The organism is Methanobrevibacter sp. 87.7 (genome assembly GCF_002208625.1).
In the GTDB taxonomy this organism is placed as follows: domain Archaea; phylum Methanobacteriota; class Methanobacteria; order Methanobacteriales; family Methanobacteriaceae; genus Methanarmilla.
Genome location: NZ_MRCT01000090.1, coordinates 1 through 7,726, shown reverse-complemented (window position 1 = coordinate 7,726; position 7,726 = coordinate 1). Strand labels below are relative to the sequence as shown.

Below are 7,726 nucleotides of genomic sequence, written 5' to 3'. Positions count from 1 at the left end.
TTATAAAAATTTCTATTTAAATAATATTTTAAGATAAGTGTAAAATATTTAAATATTACAATTAATCATAAAAGGATTGGAATTAATGATTGATTTAATTAAAATACTAGTACATCCTGTAAATAACTATGAAAAAGTATTTTTTATAATTATAATAATAATTATTGCAACAATTTTTCTTAGATTAATAACATACTCAATGAAACATCTTAAAAAAAATACAGACATAGATATGACAGGACCTTATCTTATTCGTGATTTACTACAATATATAGTATATATAGTTGCTGCATTACTTATTTTAGAGATATTTGGAATAAATATTCAAGGAATTCTTGTAAGTATAGGAATTGTGAGTATTATAATCGGTTTTGCTGCTAAAGATATAATTTCTGATTTTATGAGTGGATTATTCTTATTAGTAGATAAAACTGTAAAAGTAGGAGAAACGATTTCAGTAAATAATTTTAAAGGTAAAGTTATACAATTAGGATTTAGAACAACAACTATTAAAACTGCAGATAATGTGATAGTAACAATACCAAATTCTCAACTTGGTACTACACCATATGCAAATAATACAAATGAACTTACAACTCTTCTAACCTTACCAATTCTTCTTAGTCCAAATATAGATATTGAAGAATTTGAAAAAGAAGCAGTTAAAACTTGTAAAAAACTTGATTTTACAGTTAAAGATTCAATAATGAAAATTAATGTAAATGAAATAAATGAAATGGGTACAAAAATAGTTCTTGTTGTTGGAGTAAGTGATTATGAAAATATTGAAAGATATAGAGTAATCATTGCAAATAAAATAAGAGAGATTATTAATAATATGAATAATAAAAAACAAGAGACAAATACTCATAAAATTATGATTAAATAAAAATAGATTATAACTAATGTATTATATTAAATTATAAAAAAGATAGAGAATATACAATTTTAAATTATATTTAACTTAAGATAGAAAATATAACTATTATTATGAATTATTAAAAATTAAATATTATAATTAAAATAATAAATTACATCTAATGGTTAGGTGATTAAAAATGCTAAGTCAATTACAAAAAGAGATAATAGATTTAAAAGAAGAAAAAAATGCAATTATTCTTGCACATAACTACCAAAGAAAAGAAATACAAGAAATTGCAGACTATTTAGGAGATTCATTAGGATTATGTATAAAAGCAAGCCAAATTAAAGATAAAGATATAGTTGTTTTCTGTGGTGTAGATTTTATGGCAGAAACTGCATATATATTAAATCCTGATAAAAAAATATTAATCCCAGATGCAAGAGCAGATTGTCCAATGGCAAATATGTTATCTGCAGAACAAATTAAAGAAGCTAAAAAACAATACCCTGAAGCTGCAGTTGCTTTATATGTAAATAGTACAGCAGAAGCAAAAGCAGAAAGCGATATCTTAGTTACAAGTGGTAATGCAACAAAAGTTGTTAATGCATTAGATGAAGATGTAATTTTATTTGGACCAGATACAAACCTTGCAAATTATACACAAAAATTCACAGATAAAGAAATAATCCCAATACCTGGTGATGGCCATTGTTATGTACATAAAATGTTTAATCCAGGAGACATAGCATTTAAAAAAGAAGAACACCCTAATGCAGAAGTTCTTGTTCACCCTGAATGTAATACTGATGTACAAGAAGCTGCAGATCTTGTTTTAAGTACTGGTGATATGTTAAATTATATTAAAGATTCTGATAAAGAAGAATTTATATTAGGTACAGAAAAAGATATTATATCAAGAATAGAACTTGAAATACCTGGTAAAAAATGTTATCCATTACTTGATGATGCAATATGTAAAACTATGAAATTACATACTCTTGAAAAAGTAAGAGATTGTCTTCTTAATGAAGAACCTCAAGTTATAGTTCCTGAAGAATTAGTTGAGAAATCTAAACAATCAATTGAAAGAATGTTAAAAGCTTCAAAATAAATTTTAACTCTCTTTTACTTACTTTTTTAATAATCATAAATCATTTTAAAAATATTTACTTTTAAACATTTAAATAAAATTAAAAATACTTATTCTTTATTATTTTAAACCTTAAAAAACTAAATTACTATTTTTACTATATTTTAAAAATTATTTTTATTTGAAATTTAAAATTAGAAGTATTAATTTAAAAAATAGCTATTAAATAGCTATTTAATAAATACATCCTCTAAAACACCAGAAAGATAACAAGTCATTTCTATTTCTTCACGAGACTTAAAATCATCAAATTTAAAATGTGCAAGATCAGAAGCAAATGGATAATACTTATCTGTAAAATTCATAGTAATTATAAGATCATTATCAATAATTTTATGATTATCCTCAATATGTTTATCTAAATAATCTAAAGAAAATTCATCAAGATTACTTACAGTATAAACAATAAAATTATCATTTTTTCCTTTTGTACCATAATCTGTAATTTCAACATTCATCATAATTACACCTAAAACTTTTTTTTAAATTAATTATCTATTATTATCCACTAAAACTAAACTTTAAAAGTAGTATACTCAAAAATTAAATAAACTCATTTAAAAACTCTTTTAAATTAGATTCTACTTTTTTAAGTTCACGTGAACCAATATGACCATTTATTGAATCATATATTAAAAGTTCTGAATTTTTAATCATATGAGACATTGGAATAGCATCTAAATTAGGTGGAAAATATTGATCTTGATTAATAGCAACAATTAATACTTTTGCAACAATATCCTTAAGTTTATCTTCAATATTATAGTTTAAAGAAGCATCATTTCTATAAACCATATCATTAATATCATCAAGAGTATCTTCACTAAGCATTTCTTCAATACTTAAATCAATTTCATAATTAGATTTATTACGATAAAATTCTCTTGAAAAACCATAATTAAACATTACTTCATTTGCAAGTTTAAATGTTCTATTTAATTCTTCAGACGCAATATAATCCCCATCATTATAATCAGGACAAGATTTAACAATATCATCCATAATACGAGATAAAGCATAATTATGTCCTGCAACTTTATAACTACTTACAAGAGAAATTACAAAATCCATTTCTAAAGGATAATAAGCAGCCCAAGTAAGAACTGTAAAACCACCCATAGAATTTCCAATCATTCCTTTAAGATGAGTAATGTTAAATTTTTCTTTTAAAAATTGTCTTTGAAAATTAACCATATCAATTATAGAGTAATGTGGAAAATCACCTTTAAGATTTGTCATAGAAGGTGAAAGAGATCTTGGTGAACCAAGTGAACTTAATGATATTAAAAATAATTTATCAGTATCAAAAACTTCACCACTACCAGAAATATCATTAATACGTCTTAATGAACCATAATCACCACTAGAACCATGACAATATAAAACACCATTAATTATTTCCCCATCATCATTATAAATTGGTGTACCTACAGTAATATATTCAACATCAACATTTTCTAAAACATCACCAGTAGAAAATTTAAATTTATCTAAAGTAAAATATTCTGGTTTTTCAAAGTCTAAATCTGAAAACAAATAAATAACCTCAATTAATAATTTAAGTATTTAATAAACATTTTTTTAATAAAAATATAAACATATATTTAATTAAATTACTTAAATAATTTATTAAAATAAAAGTACTTAAAAAAAATAGCTATTAAAAAGATTAAAATAAAAAATTTATAAATTAATAAGTAAATTTATAAAATAAAATCTAGAAAAGAATAAACTAATGAATTACAAAAATATTGAAAAACCAAATATTGATGAAAGCTACGATTTTATAGAAGAAGGACTTCGTAAAAGAGCAACTATAAGTTTATTTACATATTGTAAAGTTGAATATGAAGGACGTGCACTTAGTCAACTTGGTTATGGTGAACGTTTAATAATAATTAAACCAGACGGTTCATTTTTAATTCATCAAGATAAAAAAGTAGAACCTGTAAATTGGCAACCACCAAAATCAAGAACTAAAGTTTACATTAAAAATAATAAATTATTCCTAGAAAGTAATAGACGTAGCCCAAGAGAAAGATTAGAAGTAGAAATAGAACAAATTGAAACTGGAACATATGCTATTCTTGAAGATTATGAAGAATTAGAACAAGCAGGTTATGAAAAAGATATGGGTGATATGATTATGAAAAATCCCCACATCATAGAAGAAGGATTTAAACCAACTTCAAGAGAATATAGTGTAGATAGTGGATTTATTGATATTCTTGGTAAAGATATAAATGGGAATTTAATGGTTTTAGAACTAAAATCCCGTAAAATTGGAGTAAATGCAGTTAAACAAATAAGACGTTATGTTGAAGATTTAAGAAATACAGAAAATAAAGAATTTAAAACCGAAAAAGATAAGAAAAAAATAAGAGCTATTTTAGTAGCACCAAAAATAGATAATGATGCTGAAGAAATGATTGAAGAAGAAGGTTTTGAATTCAAAGCATGTGAACCTCCAAAAGAACTTAAAAAAGATAAAAAAGTAACATTAGACATATTTAAATAAAAATAGGAAGATAATATGAAAAAATGTAAATATTGTGAAACTGTTAATGAAGATTGGGCAAGATATTGTAATTATTGTGGAAAACCACTTAATGAAGAAGATCCTAATCAAAGATATACACAAGAATTTAATAGCCCAGAATATACAAATCCAATGAATTATAATGAAGATAAAATAATTCTTATTGGATATATAATTTCAATTATATTTGGATGGGGATGGGTTCCATTACTTCTTATAAATTCATTAAGTAGTGTTGGATTTATTGGTTTCTTTGGATTATTTTTACCATTTTACATGATAAATTCATCAAATCCTAAAATTAAAAAACATGGAATAATTCAACTTTTAATATGTTTAAGTGGATTTTTAATAGCTATTTTATTAATGATAAATATGCTAAGATAGCTTAAAAATAATAAGTTTATAAAAAAGCATTAAAACTAAAAATAACTAACCTAAAAAAAGAACTAAAACTAAAAACAAAAAAAATCCAATGAATAAAAAAGCATTAAAGCTAAATAAATAAAATTTAAAACTAAAATGCAATAAATTTACTAAAAAAATAAAAAATATATCTAATTATAATAAAAATTAATCAGATATATTATTCTGTTTTTGCAACTTTTTAATTTCAGACATATGATAATCTAAAGTAAATTTATTTGCAGGTTTTGGAGATGTAATACTATGTTCATCTTTTACAAGTTTATAAATTAAATAATCTTCAGTTGATAAATCTATTTCTTCATCTTCAGGTAACATAGGTAATTCAAGAATTTCCTCAGTAATATTTTTATATTCTTTTTCTTCAAGAGATATAAGCTCATCAAGAGGCATTTCTTGAATTTCAGGATTTAATTGCCTTCCAAGTGCAACTAAACCATTAACTTTTGTTCCATTAATATCAAATTCAGATTTTCTAATTTGTTCTAAACTAAATAGAACATGTTCCCGTGTAACTTTCGTGACAGGAATCTCCTTAGAAGTACCTATAAGATTAATTTTATAATCGTTTTTCCAATTACTAACAGTATAAATTGCATAATCAATATCATCACATTTAACAGTATATCTCTCTGTATCTACCATAATATCACGATTTTATAAAATAATAAACTTAAATTTTAATATATAATTAATTCTTATATTTATTAATAGAAATTAAAAAAACTTTCTTTTTAAAATTAGCATTAAAAAAAAATATTATAAAAAAAAAAAATAAAAAAATAAAAAATAGTGATAAAATGAGGAATAATCTTAAAATTGGATTATGTCAAATGAATGTAGTAGATAATAAAGAATTAAACATAAAAAAAGCAATATCAATGATAAAAGAAGGAAAAGAAAATGGAATTGATATTGCAATACTTCCAGAAATGTTTAACTGCCCATATGAAAATGAAAAATTTATAGAGTATGCAGAAAAAAAAGAAGAAAGTCCAACACTTAATGCTATATCAGAACTTGCAGATAAATTAAATTTATATATCCTTGCAGGAAGTATTCCTGAAAAAAAAGAAAATAAAATATATAATAGTAGCTATTTCTTTGATAATAATGGTAAAATCATTGCAAATCATAAAAAAATGCATTTATTTGATATAGATGTTCCAGGTAAAATTAGATTTATGGAATCAGACACATTAAGTGCAGGAAATAATTTTACAATAGCTAACACTCCTTTTGGAAAAATAGGAATGGGAATATGTTATGATATAAGATTTGTAGAACTTGGAAGAATACTAACACTTAATGGAGCAAGAATATTAATTTATCCCGGTGCATTTAATCTTACAACAGGTCCAGCTCATTGGGAATTATTATTTAGATCTAGAGCATTAGATAATCAAGTTTATACAATAGGTGTTGCACCTGCATTAAATAAAAAAGCAAATTATAATTCTTTTGGTCATTCAATTGTTGCTAGTCCTTGGGGAGATATTATTGCAGAATGTGGATATGGGGAGGAACTTAAAATAGTAGATATTAACTTAAATAAAATAAATCAAGTAAGAAAAGAAATTCCTATACTAAAAAATAAACGGGATGATTTATATAAAGTTGAAAAAATAGCTAAATAAAAACTAAAAATAATAAACAAAAAAATAGCCAAATAAACAATACAAAAAACTAAAAATAATAAAAAATTGTTATAACCAAAATAAGCAGTTAATTAAAAATAGAATTAATTATTTAATAAATAAAAAAAGTAAAGATAAATTTAATTAGTTAATTTATCTAATCTTTTTTGGAACCATTCTTCTTTACCTGGATTTAATTTTGAAAAGAGTTCAATAGCAATATTTAAAATACGTACCTCATCATCATATTTATTTAATTTACGATAAAGAATACATAATCTTTTATAAGGTGCTTGACTTGTTGATTTTTCATTAACATAAACTTCATATTCTCTTGCAGCTGCTTCAAGATCTTCTTTTTCTAAAACTTTAATATCTTTCATAGGTTTTGCTTTAGAAGTAGGTTGAAGTTTACCTCCAGCTTTCATTACTTTTTCAGCTTTTTTAATAGTTTTATTACAAGATTTTTTAAAGTCTTTATCTTTTTCTTTACGTCTTGCTTGTTTAATTAAAGCAATAGATTCTGGAGTTGCAAGATCACCTAATGCATAAATAGAATATAATCTTACACCCCAATCATCATCATTAAGACCTGATGCAATATAATCCATTTTATCTCTTGCTTGAAGAGCACCTAAACCACGAATAGCTGTTTTACGTACATTTGGATCTTCATCATCAACTGCACTTACAAGAGCATCAATAGTCTTAGGACTGTGAGTTTCTTTAAGTGCAAAAATTAAATAACGTTTATCTGAACCAGTAGCAGAGTTAAATTTATCAATTAATTTATCTACAGCAACATCACCAAATGTTCCTAAAATTTGAGCAGCTTTAAATCTTACATTAGTATTCTCATCTGTAGTAGCTTCAATTAATGGATTAATAACTGATTCATCCTTAACTCCATATAAATTCTTTATAGCTTCTTTTCTTACTTCAACATCATCATCTTTAAGTTTTAAAATTGCTTCTTCGACAGTTAAATCGCCCATATTATCATATTTCCTCTAATAGATTATATTACATAAAAGTAAAACTTCAATAAACTAATAAAATATTTATTAATTAATTTATTAATATTTTTCTAAAAATTTACAATACAAAAA

General features: G+C 23.7%; 9 protein-coding genes. 5 read left to right on the top strand and 4 right to left on the bottom strand.

The features are described 5' to 3' along the window. The first annotated feature begins 85 nt into the window (after positions 1-85). Complete coding sequence (locus BGI41_RS05460; protein WP_088539302.1) at positions 86-889, top strand: mechanosensitive ion channel family protein; 804 nt, start codon at positions 86-88, stop codon at positions 887-889. A 169-nt stretch (positions 890-1,058) separates the two neighbouring features. After that, positions 1,059-1,976: a quinolinate synthase NadA gene (gene nadA, locus BGI41_RS05455; protein WP_088539300.1), complete on the top strand. Its 918-nt coding sequence runs from the start codon at positions 1,059-1,061 to the stop codon at positions 1,974-1,976. Positions 1,977-2,185: 209 nt separating this feature from the next. Here the strand turns inward: nadA and BGI41_RS05450 are convergent, their stop codons facing one another. Together BGI41_RS05450 and BGI41_RS05445 are read right to left on the bottom strand one after the other, a co-directional pair. Beyond that, the gene (locus BGI41_RS05450; RefSeq protein WP_088539298.1) at positions 2,186-2,476 is read right to left on the bottom strand and encodes a DUF5750 family protein; all 291 of its coding nucleotides are present in this window, start codon (positions 2,474-2,476) and stop codon (positions 2,186-2,188) included. 82 nt (positions 2,477-2,558) lie between these two features. Then, a complete protein-coding gene (locus BGI41_RS05445) occupies positions 2,559-3,551 on the bottom strand; it encodes an alpha/beta fold hydrolase (protein WP_088539296.1) in 993 nt (330 codons plus the stop codon). Positions 3,552-3,750: 199 nt separating this feature from the next. Here BGI41_RS05445 and nucS point away from each other — a divergent pair, with 199 nt between their 5' ends. Then, positions 3,751-4,533 (top strand): endonuclease NucS, encoded by a 783-nt coding sequence (gene nucS, locus BGI41_RS05440; RefSeq protein ID WP_088539294.1) that lies wholly within the window; start codon positions 3,751-3,753, stop codon positions 4,531-4,533. Between the two features lie 15 nt (positions 4,534-4,548). After that, entirely contained in the window at positions 4,549-4,941 is a 393-nt protein-coding gene (locus BGI41_RS05435; RefSeq protein ID WP_088539292.1) for a hypothetical protein, read from the top strand. A 186-nt stretch (positions 4,942-5,127) separates the two neighbouring features. On the opposite strand, the gene BGI41_RS05430 is transcribed toward BGI41_RS05435, so the two are convergent. Next, complete coding sequence (locus BGI41_RS05430) at positions 5,128-5,625, bottom strand: hypothetical protein (protein WP_088539290.1); 498 nt, start codon at positions 5,623-5,625, stop codon at positions 5,128-5,130. Positions 5,626-5,780: 155 nt separating this feature from the next. On the opposite strand from BGI41_RS05430, the gene BGI41_RS05425 reads away from it, so the two are divergent. Further along, positions 5,781-6,617, top strand: a complete 837-nt coding sequence (locus tag BGI41_RS05425) for a carbon-nitrogen hydrolase family protein (RefSeq protein WP_088539288.1) — start codon at positions 5,781-5,783, stop codon at positions 6,615-6,617. A gap of 140 nt (positions 6,618-6,757) precedes the next feature. Here BGI41_RS05425 and BGI41_RS05420 read toward each other — a convergent pair whose 3' ends face one another. Beyond that, positions 6,758-7,612 (bottom strand): HEAT repeat domain-containing protein, encoded by an 855-nt coding sequence (locus BGI41_RS05420; protein WP_088539285.1) that lies wholly within the window; start codon positions 7,610-7,612, stop codon positions 6,758-6,760. Between the last annotated feature and the right edge of the window lie 114 nt (positions 7,613-7,726).